Genomic DNA, 17,164 nt, shown 5'->3' with positions numbered 1-17,164 from the left:
GCCCGGTTTTCCGCACGCAGAGTATCAGCGCGGAAAGCCGGGCGGTGCCGTCGCGTCCATCATGGGCCGGAGCAACAGGCCCGCATACGGGTCTGAAACAATGGCTCATCGTGAAGAACTTCGAAACCCTGTTCGCCGAGCTGCAGGATCGTGCGGTCAACCGCCCCGCGGGGTCCGGAACCGTTGCCGCGCTGGACGCCGGCGTGCATAGCCAGGGTAAGAAGGTGCTCGAGGAGGCCGGTGAGGTGTGGCTGGCCGCCGAACACGAGAGCGACGAGTCGCTCGCCGAGGAGATCTCCCAGCTGCTGTACTGGGTGCAGGTGCTGATGGTGGGTCGCGGGCTGAAGCTCGAAGACGTGTACCGACATCTGTGACGGCCGTCTCGATTCCGGTTCTCCTCCCGAAAGGACTCCCTCCCATGCTGCGTGTCGCAGTCCCCAACAAAGGCGCCCTGTCCGAATCCGCCGTCTCGATCCTCGCGGAGGCGGGGTACCGCAAGCGCACCGATTCGCGTGACCTGACTGTCCTGGACCCGGCCAACCAGGTCGAGTTCTTCTTCCTGCGGCCCAAGGACATCGCCATCTACGTCGGCTCGGGCGAACTCGACCTCGGCATCACCGGCCGCGATCTCGCCCTGGATTCCGGTGCACCCGTGCAGGAACGGCTCGCGCTCGGCTTCGGGCGCTCCGCCTTCCGTTACGCCGCGCCCGCCGGACCGGAGTGGAAGGTCGAGGATCTCTACGACAAGCGCATCGCGACCTCCTATCCGAACCTGGTGCTGAGTGATCTGCGGCGGCGGGGCATCGAGGCCGAGGTGATCCGCCTGGACGGCGCGGTGGAGATCTCCATCCAGCTCGGCGTCGCCGACGCCATCGCTGATGTCGTGGGCTCCGGGCGCACCCTGCGCCAGCACAACCTGGTCGCGTTCGGCGAATCGCTGTGCGACTCGGAGGGTGTGCTCATCGAGCGCAAGGACGCCGACCAGCGCGACCGGGCCCGCAATCAGCTCGTCGCCCGCGTCCAGGGTGTCGTCTTCGCCCAGCAGTACCTGATGCTGGACTACGACTGCCCCAAGGACCTCCTCGACCGAGCATTCGCGATCACCCCGGGGCTGGAGTCGCCGACTGTGGCGCCGCTGGCCGACACCGGTTGGGTCGCGGTGCGCGCCCTCGTGCCACGCAACCAGGGCAACGAGCTGATGGACCAGCTGGCTGACCTGGGCGCGAAAGCTATCCTGGCTACCGATATCCGCTCCTGCCGCGCATTCTGACCGTCCGACTCGTCCTGTCCGCGTGATTGATTCACGCGGAACGCAATCCGGTGTGCCCGCTGAGGCATATCCGCCGACGCCGATGTGGCGTGTCCGGTCGAAACTTCCCGGTTCGACGGGGACACTGTCGGTCGTGTCGGACGAGATCAACGACGAGCAGGCCGTAACACGATCAAAGGTGCGTGGCCGGATCGGGGTGGACGGCGCCGAGCTGGACCCCGCATGGCCGCGGATGCGAAACCTCTTGATCATCGCGGGCGACGGTGTCGGTGTCGCGATTCTGATCACAGTGCTCGCCATCATCGGATCTCACGGCTCCGCACTGGATTTTCATGGCCGTCGCGATCGGCCGCTAGCCGCTCACTCGGACACCGCATCCGCCAGGGTCTCCTCCGGCGACTCGTCCGTGCCACCGGCCGGCCAGCCCGGGTAGGGCGGCGGCGTGCCGCCGAATTCCGGGCAGAGCGGTTTGTAGTCGCAGTAGGAGCACAGCCAGCTCGGATTCGGCGGGAATTCGCCGGTGCGGCCGGCATCCAGGATGGCCGTCCACAGCGCTGACAATGTGCGCTCGAAGCGCAGCAACTCCTCCTCATCGGGGGCGTAGGTGAGGATCTGCTCGTCGGCCAGGTAGATCAGCCGCAGCTGGGCGGGCACGATACCGCGGGTGCGCAGCAGAACCAGCGCGTAGAACTTCAGCTGGAACAGTGTCCTGGTCTCCTGCGTGGGACCCGGCGCGCGGCCGGTCTTGTAGTCCACCACCCGCAGCGCGCCGGAGGGCGCGATATCGATTCGGTCGACGAACCCGCGTAACAGCGCGCCGTCGGCGAGCTCGACTTCCACCCGAGCCTCCCGCGATTCCGGGTCGAAGCCGGTCGGATCCTCCAGCCGGTAGTAACGCCGGATCAGCGCGCGCACATCGCCGAGAAACGTATCGAGCTGCTCGTCGGCGAGCAGCTCGGCCACCTCCGGTCGCTCGGCGCGCACCCGCGCCCAGGCCGTCGGCACCAGCGTGTCAGCGCGCTCGGGTAGGCGCTCGACCGCGGGCAGCCCGTACAGGTCTTCCAACACCGCGTGTACCACCGTGCCGCGCACCGCGTCCCGAGACGGCGGCTCCGGAATCCGGTCGATCGCCCGGAACCGGTATTTCAACGGGCACTGCTTGAAATCCATTGCCCGCGAAGGAGACAGCGCGGGCCGTGCGCGGCTCACTCTCGTGTCGGGCTCGGATGCCTGCGCGTCGTCGGCAGGGGGCGTGGACACGGGCGAGGACATACCTGGCAGGCTATCCGGCGGCACCGACACGTCGGTGCACGGCAGCACGATTCGAACCAGCGGAACGGAGATTCATGACGGCCAGACGGACCGGGCCATTCACCATCGGTGACCGGGTGCAGCTGACCGATGCCAAAGGGCGCCTGTACACGGTGGTCTTGGAGCCGGGCAAGGAGTTCCACACCCATCGCGGCGGCATCAAGCACGACAGCCTGATCGGCGCAGACGAGGGCAGTGTGGTGCAGTCGACCAACGGCACACCGTACCTCGCCTTACGTCCGCTGCTGATCGACTACGTACTGTCCATGCCGCGCGGTGCGGCGGTGATCTACCCGAAGGACGCCGCGCAGATCGTGCACGAGGGCGACATGTTCCCCGGCGCACGGGTGCTCGAGGCAGGCGCGGGGTCCGGCGCACTCACCTGCTCACTACTGCGCGCGGTCGGGCCACAGGGGCAGGTGGTGTCCTACGAAATCCGCGCCGACCACGCCGAGCATGCCGTCCGCAATGTGCAGACGTTCTTCGGCGAACGCCCGGCCAACTGGTCGCTGACCATCGGTGACGTCGCCGACTACAGCGGAGAGCCGGTGGACCGTGCGGTACTGGATATGCTCGCGCCATGGGATGCGCTGCCCGCCGTGTCGAAGGCGCTCGTCCCCGGCGGTGTCCTGATCGTCTACGTGGCGACCGTCACGCAACTGTCCAAGGTGGTGGAGGCGCTGCGCGAGCAGGAGTGCTGGACCGAACCGCGCTCCTGGGAGTCGCTGGTCCGGCCGTGGCATGTGGTCGGCCTCGCCGTGCGCCCCGAACATCGCATGCAGGGCCACACCGCATTCCTGGTCAGCGCCCGCAAGCTCGCCGAGGGCACGGTCACGCCGAAGCCGCAGCGCAGGCCGTCGAAGGGCTGAGCGTGCAGGGCGACCGCTGGTCCGGCCGACGCTCGCCTCCGATCGGGTGCGGCTCAGGCCGGGACGCAGGGCGCCTGCGCGAAGCCGAGCATCAGGCAGCCGCTCGCGTCCGACAGCTTCCAGGTGCCGCCGACGTTCTGCCAGGTCATCGGGACGGCGGGCGCGGCGCCGTGCGGGGAGTTGATGGTCACCTGCGCGTTCGCGATGGTGCCCTGGGTGGTGATGTCGGCGACCTTGAAGGTCAGTGTGTAGCCGTGCAGGCCCGCGTTCATCTGGTCGATGTTGGCAGCGCGCTTCTCGCCGTCGACGATCAGCTTCGTCTTGTCGGCGGTGGGGACGTTCGGGTCGGCCAGCTTCACCAGAATCGCCTGCAGCGTCTCGGCCGTCGGCGCGCCCGCCGCTTGGTCACCGTGGTTGTGGGTACTCGCCGTGGCGGTGCTGGTTGTCGTCGCGCCGGCGGAGTCGTCGTCGGAGCCACAGGCCGCCAGGCCGACGGTAAGGGCCAGTGCCGCCGTGGCGGTGACCACGGAAACGCGCAGAGTTCTGGCGGGAAGGAGCATCGTCAGCAACCTTTCGGCTCGGTCGGCGAGCGCGCTCGCCTGGTATGGGTTAGGGCAGGCTAACATGGTCGTTCGGACGTTGATCGCCGCCCAGATGTGATCACCACGAAATCATGTCGGAAGGCGAGAATGGGCCGCGACCGGTAGCGTTGATAGACCGGGACTGGGAGGAGCAGCACATGAGCCCCATCGAGAATTCGGATTCGGCGGCCTGGAGAGAGCTCGAGGCAGTGCGCGCCGAGGCGGCTGCACTCCGAAGGCAACTCGCCGATTCGCCGGATCGCACACGGGAATTGGACGCTCGCATCGATTCGCTGACCATTCGCAACACCAAGCTGATGGACACTCTCAAGGAGGCGCGCCAGCAGCTTGTCGCCCTGCGCGAGGAGGTCGATCGGCTGGGTCAGCCACCGAGCGGATACGGCGTTCTGATCAGTGTGTACGACGATCAGACGGTCGATGTGTTCACTTCGGGGCGCAAGATGCGGTTGACGTGTTCACCGAACATCGAAACCTCGACGCTCGAGTACGGTCAGACCGTCCGCCTCAACGAGGCGCTCACGGTCGTCGAGGCCGGGGTCTACGACGCGGTCGGCGAGATCGGTACCCTGCGGGAGATCCTCGACGACGGTCGTCGCGCCTTGGTAGTCGGCCATGCCGACGAGGAGCGTGTGGTGTGGCTGGCGGGTCCGCTGGCCAAGGTCGCCGAGGTCGATGACCTGGACGACCCCGATTCCCCCATTCGCAAACTACGGCCGGGCGATTCGCTTCTGGTGGACACCAAGGCCGGGTTCGCGTTCGAGCGCATCCCCAAGGCCGAGGTCGAGGACCTCGTGCTGGAGGAGGTGCCCGACGTCGGCTATAGCGATATCGGTGGTCTCGGCCGGCAGATCGAGCAGATCCGCGACGCGGTGGAGCTTCCGTTCCTGCACAAGGATCTCTTCCGCGAGTACGCGCTGCGTCCGCCGAAGGGCGTGCTTCTCTACGGTCCACCCGGGTGTGGTAAGACGCTCATCGCCAAGGCGGTGGCCAACTCACTGGCCAAGAAGATCGCCGAGGCGCGCGGTGAGGATGCCAAGGAAGCGAAGTCTTACTTCCTCAACATCAAGGGTCCCGAGCTGTTGAACAAGTTCGTGGGCGAGACCGAGCGCCACATCCGGATCATCTTCCAGCGGGCCCGTGAGAAGGCGTCCGAGGGCACTCCGGTGATCGTGTTCTTCGACGAGATGGACTCGATCTTCCGCACCCGCGGTTCGGGCGTCTCGTCGGATGTGGAGACCACGGTGGTGCCCCAGCTGCTGTCGGAGATCGACGGTGTCGAGGGCTTGGAGAACGTCATCGTCATCGGTGCCTCCAACCGCGAGGACATGATCGACCCGGCCATCCTGCGGCCAGGCCGCCTCGACGTGAAGATCAAGATCGAGCGTCCGGATGCGGAATCGGCCCAGGACATCTTCTCGAAGTACCTCACCGAGTACCTACCGCTGCACGAAGACGACTTGGCCGAGTTCGGCGGTGACAAGGGGCTGTGCATCCGCGCGATGATCGAACGGGTCGTCGATCGGATGTACGCCGAGAGCGAGGACAATCGCTTCCTGGAGGTCACCTACGCCAACGGTGACAAGGAGGTCTTGTACTTCAAGGACTTCAACTCCGGCGCCATGATCCAGAACATCGTGGACCGCTCCAAGAAGTACGCCATCAAGGCGGTGCTCGACACCGGCAACCCGGGTCTGCGCATCCAGCATCTCTACGATTCGATCGTGGACGAGTTCTCCGAGAACGAGGACCTGCCCAACACCACGAATCCGGATGACTGGGCACGCATCTCGGGTAAGAAGGGCGAGCGGATCGTCTACATCCGCACGCTGGTTACCGGTAAGAACGCCAGTGCCAGCCGCGCCATCGATACCGAGTCGAACACCGGCCAGTACCTGTAAGGTTCCGCCGACCCGGAGGGCCGTGTCTCCACAGGAGACGCGGTCCTCCGGTATTCGGGGGGACCGTGCGGGTCGCCGTCCGTGCGGCCCAGGCGGAGGGAGCGGTCGAGGCCGGGTGGGCAACTGTTGCGGCACTACGGCGAAGGCCGCCCCTGGCCTCCGGGCTGGGTTCGGGGGTCGGCGGTGGTGTGCCGAGCCGGCCGTGCGGTAACGGCTTGCGGCCAGCGCCGTTCGACGGTGGCTTGCGGTGCCATGAGCTAGAAAGCCCAGGGGTGCCCGCGCGTGCTAAAATTTGGCCGTGCGGCCAGAAAAACATCCGACCGGCCAAAGAAAATCGTTCATCGAGGAGGCGCGGAGGCGGCAGATCATCGCCTCGGCGGTGGAGGTGATCTCCGAGGTCGGGTACGGGAACGCGTCATTGGCGCGGATCGCTGAGCATGCGGGGATCTCGAAAGGCGTGATCTCCTACCACTTCGAGGGCAAGGACGACCTGATGACGCAGCTGGTGATCCAGCTGTACGTCTCGGCCGCGGAGTGCATCGCGCCCAGGGTCGCCGCGGCGGTCGGCCCACGCGATCGCCTGGTCGCCTACCTCGAGTCGAACCTGGCCTTCATCGACGCGAACACGAAGTATGTGGCTGCGCTCGTCGACGTGGTGACGAATCTTCGTGACACGGAAGGCCATCCGAGGTTCGCCTCCGCCGACGGCGAGCGCGACATCATCGTTCCCCTCGTCGACATCATGACCGAGGGGCAGCGCATCGGGGAGTTCGGGGAGTTCGATCCGCTGCTGATGGCGAAGTCGATTCGCGACGCCATCGACGGTGCGGCCGCGCGGGCGGTCCGGGAACCAGATTTCGGGATGGACGCGTACTCGGCGCACATCGGCAGGTTGTTCGATCTTGCGACACGAAAGGCGGGGAACAATGACTGAGGTGCGCGACACCGAGACACGGGAGACCGATGCCCGGGAATCCTTGCCGCCCTTCGCCCTCGCCGGTGTGGGCGCGGTGGCGGCGCTCGCGGCGCTCGCACTGCTGGTCTCGATCGGCCGGTATGGATTCTTCGGTGACGAGCTGTATTTCGTCTCCGCCGGGCGCAGGCTTGCGGTCAGTTACGCCGACCAGGGGCCGCTGGTGCCGGCGATCGCTCGTCTGATGGATCTGCTTGCCCCTGGTTCGCTGGTGGCGCAACGGATTCCGGCAGTGCTCATCACCGTGGCCGCAGTGGTGATCACCGCCCAGATCGCCAGGGAGTTCGGTGGAACCAGGGCAGCGCAGGTACTCGCCGCGGCAGCGTACGCCACCTCACCGTTCCTGCTGGTCCAGGGCGATCAGCTGGCCACCAATACGATCGACACGGCACTGTGGGTAGTGGTGAGCTGGTTGGTGATCCGCTGGGTCCGCACGCGCCACGACGGCCTGCTGCTGGGAGCCGCGGTGGTCACCGCGCTGGACATGCAAGTTAAATGGCTGATTCCGTTCTTCTGGATCGCACTCGCGCTCGGTGTGGCGATGTACGGGCCGCGGGAGCTGCTGCGCCGCCCCGCCTTGTGGTGGGGTGCGGCGCTCGTCGTCGTGACAGCGCTGCCCAGTCTGATGTGGCAGGCCACACACGGGTGGCCGCAGCTGGGCCTCGGGGGGTGTGGTCGCCGAGGAACAAGCCACGATCGGCGGCCGCTATACCTGGTTGCCCCTTGCACTCGCCTCGGCCGGGCTGCTCGGCGGGCTGTTGCTGGTCTACGGAGTGTGGACCCTGTGGCGGGCCGACTGCTGGCGGCCCTATCGGTTTCTCGGCCTGCTGCCGCTGGTGCTGGCCGTGGTCTTCGTCGCGACCAACGGACGCCCGTACTACGCGGCGGGCTGCTACGGCGCGTTGATCGCAGTGGGTGCGGTGCGCTGGACGAGCGGCTGGGGCCGCTCGCGCACGATCGTCACCGTCCCGCTGGTCGCGATGTCGGCCGCACTGCTGGTGTACTCGCTGCCCTTGCGCGCGGAGACTGAAATCGAGCCGGTCGACACCCAGGCCAAGGCGGGATTGGAGATCGCGGTCTACGGACGGTTCGGTTGGTCGGAGCTCGCGGCGCAGACGTCGGCGGCCTACCAGGCGCTGCCGAAGCCGGAACGGGCGTCGGCCGTGGTGATCGCCGATTCCTATTGGCAGGCAGCCGCTCTGGATGTGTACCGCGCCGAATACGGTTTGCCCGCCGTCTACAGCCCGAACCGTGGCTTCGGCTACTTCGGCGCCCCGCCGGACACAGCGAGCACGGTCCTGTGGGTCGGCGGCGCCGAGCCGGACGTGCGCGAGTCCTGCGCCGAGGTGACGCCGGTCGGGCGCGTCGATGCCCGGCTCGGGTTCCCTGGCGTCACCCGCCACGTCACCCTATGGCGCTGTGCTCAACCGCGCACGCCGTGGTCTCGCGTATGGCCGGACATGCTGCGCTTGAACTGACCGGACGCCGCCTCACCACCAGCCCAGGATCGGCGACAGCTGCCTGCCCAGTTCCGGTGCCAGCGACCGCGAGTAGCTGGCGGTGAGGTGGTGTTCGTCGTGGTAGATCAGGATGTTGCCCTCGGTGACGGCGCACACGTCCGGCTCACACACCGCGTCGCTCAGGTCCAAAGGGAACACGTTGGCGAACGAGGCGGCGAACTCCAGCGCCGGATTGACCTCGTCCAGCGCGTCCGTGCGCGGCATGCCGCAGCTGATCCGGTCGCCGTTCTGGGCGAGGCAATCGATCGCCCGATAGCGGACGCCGTCGCGGCGCAGCCACGGGGTATCGCGGATGGCCAACACATTGAGCCCCCGCTCGGCCAGGTGCGACCACACGTCCAGATAGTCGGCGGGCGTCTCGTCGCCGAGCTTGTCGCGGGGGCGGGTCGCGGTGGTGAACACCCACTCCGGGCGGTCGACGCCGAGGCGGTCGATCACCTCGGCGGACCAGTCGCGGCAGTCCGGAATAGCTTCGCCCTTGTACATCGGCTCCGCCGCCACGGTCAGCGGGCAGCCCATCTTCAGATAGACATCGACGCGGAAGTTGTGTTCGCGCGCCAGTAAGTCGAGGGCGGGAACCCAGTGTTCGGCATGCGAGCTGCCGACCACTGCCACGGTGTGCTGCGCATCCGCGTTCCCATAAGCGCAGGTGATGACGTCGCGGGTGTCCCAGTCCGCGATACAGCCGTCCTGCGACGGATACGCGTGATCGGCGGGCGCTTCGTACACGGTCGGACGCAGCCGTGCCCGGGGCGTGCTTGCGCCGCCGACCAGCGCCGCCGCCCCCGGATAGTGCACCGGGTCGAGGAAAGCCACCGGCTGCGGCGGGTTCGCCCGCGTCACCACCTGCTCGCCCACCGATATCGCGAGCACGGCGATGCCGAGCACCGCGACCACTTGGCCGGTGCGGCGACGGCGGGCGGGCGTCTCCTGGGCGGACCACGAGGACCGCCGGATCCGCAGCGGCTCCTCGATGAACCTGTTGGTCAGGTAGGCCAGCACCAGCGACCCCGCGAGCACGCCGAGCCCGCGGACGAGTCCGGCCGTGGCGGACCTGGTCTCCGCGAGGACGAAGATGAGGATCGGCCAGTGCCACAGGTACAGCGCGTAGGCCAGTTCGCCCAAGCGCACCGCCGCGGGTGTGCCGAGCAGCCGGTTGGGCAGCGGATGCGCGGCGGCAGGCAGATTGCTCCCCGCCACGATCAGTGCGAGGGCGGCGCCCACCGGCACCAGCGCCGCAGGCCCGGGGAACTCGTCCGCGCCATCGATCAGCCAGCCACACGCCACCACCGCGGCCACGCCCAGCACAGCCAGCGTCACCCGCACGAGACGCGGCGCGGACAGCCATGGCACCACGACCGCGAGCAGTGCGCCGGCCAGCAGCTCCCAGGCGCGCGCGAAGCTGTCGTAGTAGTTCCAGCCCTGATGCACGGAGGTGCCGTGCGCGGCGTAGCGGAACGAGGCCATCGCGATCGCCGCGAGGAGGATCGCCAGGCCTGGCCGCAGCGCGGCAGGGCCCGCGAGGCGCCTGCACAGTCGCACCGCGAGCGCCACACCGAGCAGGGTCACCAGGTAGAACTGCCCCTGCACCGCCATCGACCAGAGATGTTGCAGCGGGCTCACCGAAGGGTCGGCGGCCAGGTAGTCCGACCAGGACAGTGCCAGATACCAGTTCTCGTAGTACAGCAGCGACGCCAGCGTCTGTGCGGCGATCTCGGTCCACTGCGTGAAGGGGCGCAGCAGCACCGTCGCCGTGAACACCGCGGTCAGCACCGTCACCAGGGCCGGAAGTAGCCTGCGGGCGAGCCTGTGGGCGGTGTGACCGATGCGAATCGCGCCGGTGGACTCTGCGCCGCGCAGCAGCGAGCCGGTGAAGAAGAAGCCGGAGAGGACGAGGAAGATGTCCACCCCTCCCGAGACACGGCCGAACCAGATATGGAACGCCACGACCAGTGCGATCGCCGCGCCGCGCAGCCCGTCCAGATCGTGCCGATAACTGTCCACGGCGCCGCGCGGTGGCGCTGCGGCAGCGGCAACCGTGCCCGGCCGCCGCAACCGGTTCACCACTCGGGCGACCGTCACCGAACTCGCATGGCGTCGCCGAATCGACAGTCGAAGGTGACGGCGAAGCGACGGGCTGATGTACGGGACACGTCATTCTCTTACCACGGGCGACAAACTTCGGTCCAACCTGCGCAGCCGGAGTGTCGTGCGGAAATGCCTAGGCGATACGGACAATTCGGGCACCCGTCTGCGGGGGTGTACCGCTGGGTGGCTAGGCTGGAGTCGTGAACGTTGAGGTGACACCCCTGCCCGGTATCGGTGTACGCAAGGACTTTCCGCTGACCAACAGCCGGCGCCGGATAGGGGTGATCGATCATCGCGACGGCACCATGGATCTGATCCTGAGCAAGGCCGACCACCCCGACGAGACCGAGCAGATACCGCTGTCGGGCAAGGAGGCGGCCGTGCTGGCCAACCTGCTCGGCGCACCGCAGCTGGTCGAGCAACTGCGCGAAGAACACCGCCAATTCGCCGGGCTGACCACCCGTCAGCTCTCCGTCCCCGACCGGTCCCGCTACGACGGGCGGATGCTGGGGGAGACCCAGATACGAACACGGACAAAGGCGTCCATCGTCGCGGTGGTGCGCGGCGGGCAGCCGATCCCTTCGCCCGGCCCGGATTTCACGTTCACCGCCGGTGACGTGCTCGTCGTTGTCGGCACCGCGGAGGGCCTCGAGGCCGCCGCCAAGATCCTGCTGGACGGCTGAGCGGGGTGGTAGCTCAGGAGACCGCGCTCGCGCTGATCCAGCTGGGCGCGGTATTTTTCGGCCTCGGTCTGCTCGGCCGAATCGCTGCGCGCATCGGCATGTCACCGATCCCGCTGTATCTGGTCGGCGGACTGGTGTTCGGCTCAGGCGGCCTGGTCGAGCTGCGGCAGGTGGACGACTTCATCCACCTGGCCAGCGAAATCGGCGTCGTCCTTCTGCTGTTGCTGCTCGGCCTGGAATACAGCGCGCCGGAACTGGTCACCGGGCTGCGCCGATCGTGGGCCGCGGGCGTCGTCGACATCGTGCTCAATGCCACCCCCGGCGTGCTGGTCGCCTTCGCGCTCGGCTGGGGCCTCACCGGTGCCATCGCCATGGCCGGAGTCACCTATATCTCGTCCTCGGGCATCGTCGCGAAGGTGCTCAACGACCTGGGCAGGCTCGGCAACCGTGAAACACCGGTGGTCCTGTCCATCCTGGTGTTCGAAGACCTGGTGATGGCCGGCTATCTGCCGGTGCTCACGGCCGTGCTGGCCGGCGTCGGCTTCCTCGCCGGACTGAAGACGCTGGCCATCGCGCTGGTCGCGGTCACGGTCGTGCTTATTGTCGCGCTGCGCTACGGCCGCTATGTCTCCGCGATCGTGGACAGCGAGGACCGGGAGATCTTCCTGCTGAAGTTGCTCGGCTCCGCGCTGCTGGTCGCCGGGGTCGCCTCCGCGGTGCAGGTGTCCGCGGCGGTGGGTGCCTTCCTGCTCGGCATCGCCATCTCGGACTCGACCGCGCACAACGCCACCAAGATCCTGGAGCCGTTGCGTGACCTGTTCGCCGCGCTGTTCTTCGTTCTGTTCGGGCTGAGCACCGATCCGGCCAGCATCCCGCCGGTGCTCGGCTGGGCCTGCCTGCTCGCCGTCGTCACGACGGTGAGCAAGGTCGCGACCGGATGGTGGGCGGCCAAGCGGGCCGGTGCGGGCCACTACGGCCGGGCGCGAGCGGGTACCGCCCTGGTCGCTCACGGCGAGTTCTCGATCGTCATCGCGGGACTGGCGGTCGCCGCGGGCGCGGTCCCCGCCGAGTTCGCCGCACTGGCCACCACCTACGTGCTGCTGATGGCGGTCCTCGGCCCGGTGGCCAGCCGTGTCGTCGAGCCGGTCCTCGCGCTGGTGCCGCGGCGCAGGGCAGGGGTGTCCTGACACACGCCGGGCTGTCGGCAACGAGCGGTGGCGGCGCCGAATCGGCGCCGCCACCGGATGCGGTGTGGACTCAATTGCCTACGGCGGCAACGGAATCGAGCACGACGTCTACGGCGGGCGCGCCGTCGGACGAGCCGTCCTTGACGCCTGCGGCGGCGATGGACGCGAGCACGTCCAAGCCCGCGGTGACCCGACCGAACGGGGTGTAGTTCGGCGGCAGCTGGGTGTCCTGGTAGACGAGGAAGAACTGGCTGCCGTTGGTGTTCGGTCCCGCGTTCGCCATCGCGACCGTTCCCGCCGGATAGGTGGCGCCGGACAGGTTCTCGTCGGGGAAGCTGTAGCCGGGGCCGCCGGTGCCGGTCGCGGTTGGATCCCCGCACTGGAGGACGTAGATGCCCTCGGTGGTGATCCGGTGGCACTTCGTGTGGTCGTAGTACTGCTCATTGGCGAGGAACACGAACGAATTGACCGTGTGCGGCGCGTGGGCAGCATCCAGCGCAATCGTCACCGTGCCGCAGGTGGTTGCCAATGTCGCCGTGTATCCGGCGTTGGCGTCGATCGTCACGGCGGGCTCGACGGTCCACTGTTTGCCGTTCGGCTGACCGACGGCCGGCGCATTGCAGGCGGCAGGCGCCTTCTCCCGTGCGGTTCCCGGATTTGCTGAGACACCGCCCGCAACCGACACCGCCAGCGCTGCGCCGACGGCAAGGACACCGAGAATTCGCAGCGTCCGCCACGGTACGCCCACTCGTCCTCCGCGCCGACCACCGCCGAGTTGCCGCGCCTGCACTTCGCTGCTCACGCTGGAAATCTCCTTCATTCGGGTTGCGCACCGGACGATGCGACGCGAATCATTCCATCTCGCTTCGCCTGGCGTGGGAGTACGGCCCGATTTCCCTGCCGCGCGGTACGGTACGGACGCGTTTTCAGGCCCGGCGCACGCGGCGGTAGGTCGGGGTGGCCGTGGTGGCGGCCGCGAGTTCGGTCGCGAGCCAGTCGACATCGGCGTCGGTGACGGCGGCAATGGTGAGGCGCAGGTGGTCGATGCTCGGACGATCGCCGACCACGAAGGGACCACCGGGGGCCGCTTTGATGCCCGCGGCGGCGAGGGAGATCATGGCCGCGTTCTCGTCGGCGACGGGAAGCCAGAGGTTGATGCCATCGCCGCGGGCAACGGTGACGCCGTGGCGGGCCAGGGCGCGGCGCAGTGCGCTGGAGCGTCTGCGGTATTCGGCGCGCGCGGTGGCGACGGCCTTGCCCGCGGAGTTGTCGTCGAGCATGTTCACCAGCACGCGTTGCAGCAGCCGACTGGTCCAGCCCGGGCCGAGCATGCGGCGCGCGACGACCGGGTCGAGCAATTCGGCCGGCCCGCCCGCGACGGCCAGACGCAGGTCCGCTCCGTGTGACTTGGAGTACGAGCGGATGTGCACGGTGCGGCCCGGTAGCCGGGTGCCGAGCGAACGCGATGCGGCGGAGGCGATTCCGGCGGAGTGGTCATCCTCGATGACCATTGTGCGGGAGCCGTCCAGGACATCGGACAGTTCGCGTACCCGGTGTGCCGTGAACGAGGCGCCGGTCGGGTTCTGCGCCCGCGGTTGCAAGATCACCGCGACCGCAGCATATTTCGTGACCGCACGCGCGAGATCGGCTGGGAGTGGACCGGATTCGTCGAGGCGCAGCGGGACCGGGCGAGCGCCCATCACCGCGAGCAGGTCGAGAAACGGCGGAAAACACGGATCCTCGACGGCGACGGCATCGCCGAGACGGACGTGCACAGCGAGCAGGCGGTCGACCGCGTCGAGCGCTCCGTCGAGCACGGCGAGGCGCTCGGCGCGAAACGGCCAGTCCGCGCGAACCTTCGCGGCGAGGTCGGGGAGCACCGCCTCACCGAGGTAGTCGGCGGCGAGGTCGCCCGCCTGGTCCCTGCTCAGCGCGCGCAGCGCGGCTCCGAGGTCGGGCAACAGCTCGGGGTCGGGGGTGCCGCGGGCGAGGTCGACGCGAAAAGCGCTGTCGGATGGGGGATGCAGTCGTTGGGACCGGCCGACCGGAGTGGCGCTGATCTGTTCGCCGACGAACGTGCCCGCACGTCCGCGCGCGACGATCGCCCCGGTGGCGGCGAGCGCCCGCCAGGCCTGGTTGACCGTGACGGGCGAGACCCGCAACTCCCGCGCCACCTCCCGGACGGTAGGTAGTCGTGAGCCGGGCGAGAGCGTGCCCGAGCGAATCAGTCGGCCGACCGCGGCGGCGATCCCCGCCGGGGTGCGATCGTCGAGATCCGCAATGAACCGCCCGGTCGACTCGTCGGAAGGTGCGCCGTCGGCGGGTGCGCGATCGGCGATCGCGGGCTCGATACTCACAGCGCCATTCTGTGTCGGGCGCCGGGTGGGGACTACGACCGACTCCAAGGTTTACGGCTACGAAACTGTTTCCACAATGTTGTAACACAACCGAATTAGTTCTCGGTGAAGTATAACAAAGCATGGGAATCGTTCGAGCGGCGCTCGTCCAGACGAACTGGACCGGCGACAAAGAGTCCATGATCGAAGCGCACGAGGACTACGCACGTCGGGCCGCCGAGCAGGGCGCGACGGTGGTCTGCTTCCAGGAGCTGTTCTACGGCCCGTATTTCTGCCAATTGCAGGACGCGAAGTTCTACGACTACGCCGAATCCGTGCCGGGGCCGACGACGGAGCGATTCGCCGCGCTGGCACGGGAGTTGGGCCTGGTGATGGTCCTACCGGTGTACGAGCAGGAGCAGCCCGGTCTGCTGTACAACACGGCGGCGGTGATCGACGCCGACGGCAGCTACCTCGGTAAGTACCGCAAGCACCACATCCCGCACGTCAACGGATTCTGGGAGAAGTTCTATTTCCGGCCGGGCAACCTGGGCTGGCCGGTGTTCGACACGGCGGTCGGCAAGGTCGGCGTCTACATCTGCTACGACCGGCACTTCCCGGAGGGGTGGCGCGCGCTGGGCCTGGCCGGCGCCGAGATCGTGTTCAACCCCTCCGCCACCTCGCGCGGCCTGTCCGGCTACCTGTGGAAGCTGGAACAGCCCGCGTCCGCGGTCGCCAACGAGTACTTCATCGGCGCCATCAACCGCGTCGGTGTCGAGGAGTACGGCGACGACGACTTCTACGGCACCAGCTACTTCGTCGACCCGGAGGGAAAGTTCGTCGGCGACGTCGCCTCCGACACCCACCCCGAGTTGGTGATCCGAGATCTGAACATGGACCTGATCAAGGTGGTGCGCGATCGCTGGGCCTTCTACCGCGACCGCCGCCCCGACGCCTATGGGCCGCTGGTGGCCCCCTGAGACAGGTGAGACCGACATGACGCGCACCTTCATCCACGGCGGCACGGTGGTCTCGTCCACCGGATCGCAACCGCTCGACGTACTGGTCGACGGCGAGACCATCGTCGCCGTCCTGCAACCCGGCGCCACCGCGCTCGGCGCGGACCTCACGGAATCGGCCGAGGTCGTGATCGACGCGACCGGCAAGTACGTGATCCCCGGTGGCGTGGACGGCCACACCCACATGCAGATGCCCTTCGGTGGCACCGAGGCATCCGACACCTTCGAAACCGGCACCCGCGCCGCCGCCTGGGGCGGCACCACCACAATCATCGATTTCGTCGTCCAGAAACCGGGCGAGCGGCTGCAGGACACGCTCGGCGCCTGGCACCGGAAGGCGGCGGGACAGTGCGCGGTCGACTACGGCTTCCATCAGATCATCGGTGAGGTCAACGACGAATCCTTGAAGGGGATGAGCGAATTGGTGGCCGAAGGGGTCACCAGCTTCAAACTCTTCATGGCCTACCCCGGTGTCTTCTACTCCACCGACGGCCAGATCCTGCGGGCCATGCAGTCCGCCGGTGACCTCGGGGCGCTGCTCATGATGCACGCCGAGAACGGGATCGCTATCGACGTACTTGTCGAACAGGCGATCGCGCGCGGGGACACCGCTCCGTACTTCCACGGCACGACCAGGCCGTGGCAGATGGAGGAGGAAGCCACCCATCGTGCGATCATGCTGGCCCACCTGACCGGTGCGCCACTGTACGTCGTGCACGTCTCGGCCGAGCAGGCGCTCGCGCAGATCGCCGCCGCGCGCGGCAACGGCCAGAACGTGTTCGGCGAGACCTGCCCGCAGTATCTGTATCTCTCGCTCGAACAGCAGTTGGGCGCACCGGGTTTCGAGGGGGCCAAATGGGTGTGCTCGACGCCGCTGCGGTCCAGGGCCGAAGGACATCAGGACGAGCTGTGGCGCTACCTGCGCACCGGCGACGTCGCCACCGTCAGCACCGACCACTGCCCGTTCTGTATGAAAGACCAGAAGGAGATGGGCCTAGGCGATTTCAGCAAGATCCCGAACGGGATCGGTGGCGTCGAGCACCGGATGGACCTGATGTTCCAGGGCGTCAAGGCCGGACGGATCGCACTGGAACGCTGGGTCGATGTCTGCTGCACCACACCGGCTCGGATGTTCGGCATGTACCCGCGCAAGGGCGTGATCAGCCCGGGCGCGGACGCCGACATCGTGCTCTACGACCCCAACGGTCACACCAGCATCGGGCTCGGCAAGACCCATCACATGAACATGGACTACTCGGCCTATGAGGGCTTCGAGATCGACGGTCATGTCGACACGGTGCTGTCCCGCGGCCGGGTGATCGTCGACGACGGCACGTACCTCGGTAGCGCGGGGCACGGCCGGTTCGTCAAACGTGAACTGTCGCAGAATCTATTCTGATCCTCGAAA

General features: G+C 67.7%; 16 protein-coding genes. 11 read left to right on the top strand and 5 right to left on the bottom strand.

All coding sequences use genetic code 11. From position 1 onward, the window contains the following. Window positions 1-92 precede the first annotated feature (92 nt). Window positions 93-374 (top strand): phosphoribosyl-ATP diphosphatase, encoded by a 282-nt coding sequence (locus tag OHB12_RS10105; protein ID WP_327120982.1) that lies wholly within the window; start codon window positions 93-95, stop codon window positions 372-374. 44 nt (window positions 375-418) lie between these two features. After that, window positions 419-1,270 (top strand): ATP phosphoribosyltransferase, encoded by an 852-nt coding sequence (hisG, locus tag OHB12_RS10100; protein ID WP_327118364.1) that lies wholly within the window; start codon window positions 419-421, stop codon window positions 1,268-1,270. Window positions 1,271-1,630: 360 nt separating this feature from the next. On the opposite strand, the gene OHB12_RS10095 is transcribed toward hisG, so the two are convergent. Further along, window positions 1,631-2,542 carry a RecB family exonuclease gene (locus OHB12_RS10095; RefSeq protein WP_327118362.1) on the bottom strand — a complete coding sequence of 304 codons (912 nt, stop codon included), beginning with the start codon at window positions 2,540-2,542 and terminating at the stop codon, window positions 1,631-1,633. Between the two features lie 74 nt (window positions 2,543-2,616). Between OHB12_RS10095 and OHB12_RS10090 the strand changes: the two genes are divergently transcribed. Further along, window positions 2,617-3,450 (top strand): tRNA (adenine-N1)-methyltransferase, encoded by an 834-nt coding sequence (locus OHB12_RS10090; RefSeq protein ID WP_327118360.1) that lies wholly within the window; start codon window positions 2,617-2,619, stop codon window positions 3,448-3,450. Between the two features lie 53 nt (window positions 3,451-3,503). On the opposite strand, the gene OHB12_RS10085 is transcribed toward OHB12_RS10090, so the two are convergent. Then, window positions 3,504-4,010, bottom strand: a complete 507-nt coding sequence (locus OHB12_RS10085; RefSeq protein WP_327118358.1) for a hypothetical protein — start codon at window positions 4,008-4,010, stop codon at window positions 3,504-3,506. A gap of 179 nt (window positions 4,011-4,189) precedes the next feature. Between OHB12_RS10085 and arc the strand changes: the two genes are divergently transcribed. From arc to OHB12_RS10065, 4 genes are all read left to right on the top strand, one after another. Continuing rightward, window positions 4,190-5,950, top strand: a complete 1,761-nt coding sequence (arc, locus tag OHB12_RS10080; RefSeq protein WP_327118356.1) for a proteasome ATPase — start codon at window positions 4,190-4,192, stop codon at window positions 5,948-5,950. 298 nt (window positions 5,951-6,248) lie between these two features. Continuing rightward, a complete protein-coding gene (locus OHB12_RS10075; RefSeq protein WP_327118354.1) occupies window positions 6,249-6,884 on the top strand; it encodes a TetR/AcrR family transcriptional regulator in 636 nt (211 codons plus the stop codon). Then, window positions 6,877-7,953 carry an ArnT family glycosyltransferase gene (locus tag OHB12_RS10070; RefSeq protein WP_327118352.1) on the top strand — a complete coding sequence of 359 codons (1,077 nt, stop codon included), beginning with the start codon at window positions 6,877-6,879 and terminating at the stop codon, window positions 7,951-7,953. The genes OHB12_RS10075 and OHB12_RS10070 overlap by 8 nt, the downstream gene beginning before the upstream one ends. Then, complete coding sequence (locus tag OHB12_RS10065; RefSeq protein ID WP_327118350.1) at window positions 7,904-8,401, top strand: hypothetical protein; 498 nt, start codon at window positions 7,904-7,906, stop codon at window positions 8,399-8,401. Before OHB12_RS10070 ends, OHB12_RS10065 begins: the two co-directional genes overlap by 50 nt. Window positions 8,402-8,413: 12 nt before the next feature. On the opposite strand, the gene OHB12_RS10060 is transcribed toward OHB12_RS10065, so the two are convergent. Further along, a complete protein-coding gene (locus OHB12_RS10060; RefSeq protein WP_327118348.1) occupies window positions 8,414-10,525 on the bottom strand; it encodes an acyltransferase family protein in 2,112 nt (703 codons plus the stop codon). Window positions 10,526-10,731: 206 nt separating this feature from the next. Here OHB12_RS10060 and OHB12_RS10055 point away from each other — a divergent pair, with 206 nt between their 5' ends. Beyond that, entirely contained in the window at window positions 10,732-11,214 is a 483-nt protein-coding gene (locus OHB12_RS10055; RefSeq protein WP_327118346.1) for a cation:proton antiporter regulatory subunit, read from the top strand. Window positions 11,215-11,219: 5 nt separating this feature from the next. After that, window positions 11,220-12,401, top strand: a complete 1,182-nt coding sequence (locus OHB12_RS10050) for a cation:proton antiporter (RefSeq protein ID WP_327118344.1) — start codon at window positions 11,220-11,222, stop codon at window positions 12,399-12,401. A gap of 70 nt (window positions 12,402-12,471) precedes the next feature. Here the strand turns inward: OHB12_RS10050 and OHB12_RS10045 are convergent, their stop codons facing one another. Together OHB12_RS10045 and OHB12_RS10040 are read right to left on the bottom strand one after the other, a co-directional pair. Next, the gene (locus OHB12_RS10045) at window positions 12,472-13,203 is read right to left on the bottom strand and encodes a peptidylprolyl isomerase (protein WP_327118342.1); all 732 of its coding nucleotides are present in this window, start codon (window positions 13,201-13,203) and stop codon (window positions 12,472-12,474) included. A gap of 124 nt (window positions 13,204-13,327) precedes the next feature. Beyond that, window positions 13,328-14,758, bottom strand: coding sequence for an aminotransferase-like domain-containing protein (locus OHB12_RS10040; protein WP_327118340.1), 1,431 nt, complete (start codon window positions 14,756-14,758; stop codon window positions 13,328-13,330). Window positions 14,759-14,880: 122 nt separating this feature from the next. Here OHB12_RS10040 and OHB12_RS10035 point away from each other — a divergent pair, with 122 nt between their 5' ends. Both OHB12_RS10035 and hydA read left to right on the top strand, forming a co-directional pair. Further along, the gene (locus tag OHB12_RS10035; protein ID WP_327118338.1) at window positions 14,881-15,717 is read left to right on the top strand and encodes a nitrilase-related carbon-nitrogen hydrolase; all 837 of its coding nucleotides are present in this window, start codon (window positions 14,881-14,883) and stop codon (window positions 15,715-15,717) included. 16 nt (window positions 15,718-15,733) lie between these two features. Then, window positions 15,734-17,155, top strand: coding sequence for a dihydropyrimidinase (hydA, locus tag OHB12_RS10030; RefSeq protein ID WP_327118336.1), 1,422 nt, complete (start codon window positions 15,734-15,736; stop codon window positions 17,153-17,155). Window positions 17,156-17,164 lie beyond the last annotated feature (9 nt).

Source organism: Nocardia sp. NBC_01730, from assembly GCF_035920445.1.
Lineage (GTDB): Bacteria > Actinomycetota > Actinomycetes > Mycobacteriales > Mycobacteriaceae > Nocardia.
Note: the sequence above shows the minus strand (reverse complement) of the source record. Positions and strands in the feature narration are given on the sequence as shown.

Bases quoted from the DNA above. Each gene is read 5' to 3' on its own strand.
- hisG (WP_327118364.1), top strand. From the start codon at position 419: ATGCTGCGTGTCGCAGTCCCCAACAAAGGCGCCCTGTCCGAATCCGCC.
- OHB12_RS10095 (WP_327118362.1), bottom strand. From the start codon at position 2,542: ATGTCCTCGCCCGTGTCCACGCCCCCTGCCGACGACGCGCAGGCATCC.
- OHB12_RS10090 (WP_327118360.1), top strand. From the start codon at position 2,617: ATGACGGCCAGACGGACCGGGCCATTCACCATCGGTGACCGGGTGCAG.
- OHB12_RS10085 (WP_327118358.1), bottom strand. From the start codon at position 4,010: ATGCTCCTTCCCGCCAGAACTCTGCGCGTTTCCGTGGTCACCGCCACG.
- arc (WP_327118356.1), top strand. From the start codon at position 4,190: ATGAGCCCCATCGAGAATTCGGATTCGGCGGCCTGGAGAGAGCTCGAG.
- OHB12_RS10070 (WP_327118352.1), top strand. From the start codon at position 6,877: ATGACTGAGGTGCGCGACACCGAGACACGGGAGACCGATGCCCGGGAA.
- OHB12_RS10065 (WP_327118350.1), top strand. From the start codon at position 7,904: ATGTCGGCCGCACTGCTGGTGTACTCGCTGCCCTTGCGCGCGGAGACT.
- OHB12_RS10035 (WP_327118338.1), top strand. From the start codon at position 14,881: ATGGGAATCGTTCGAGCGGCGCTCGTCCAGACGAACTGGACCGGCGAC.
- hydA (WP_327118336.1), top strand. From the start codon at position 15,734: ATGACGCGCACCTTCATCCACGGCGGCACGGTGGTCTCGTCCACCGGA.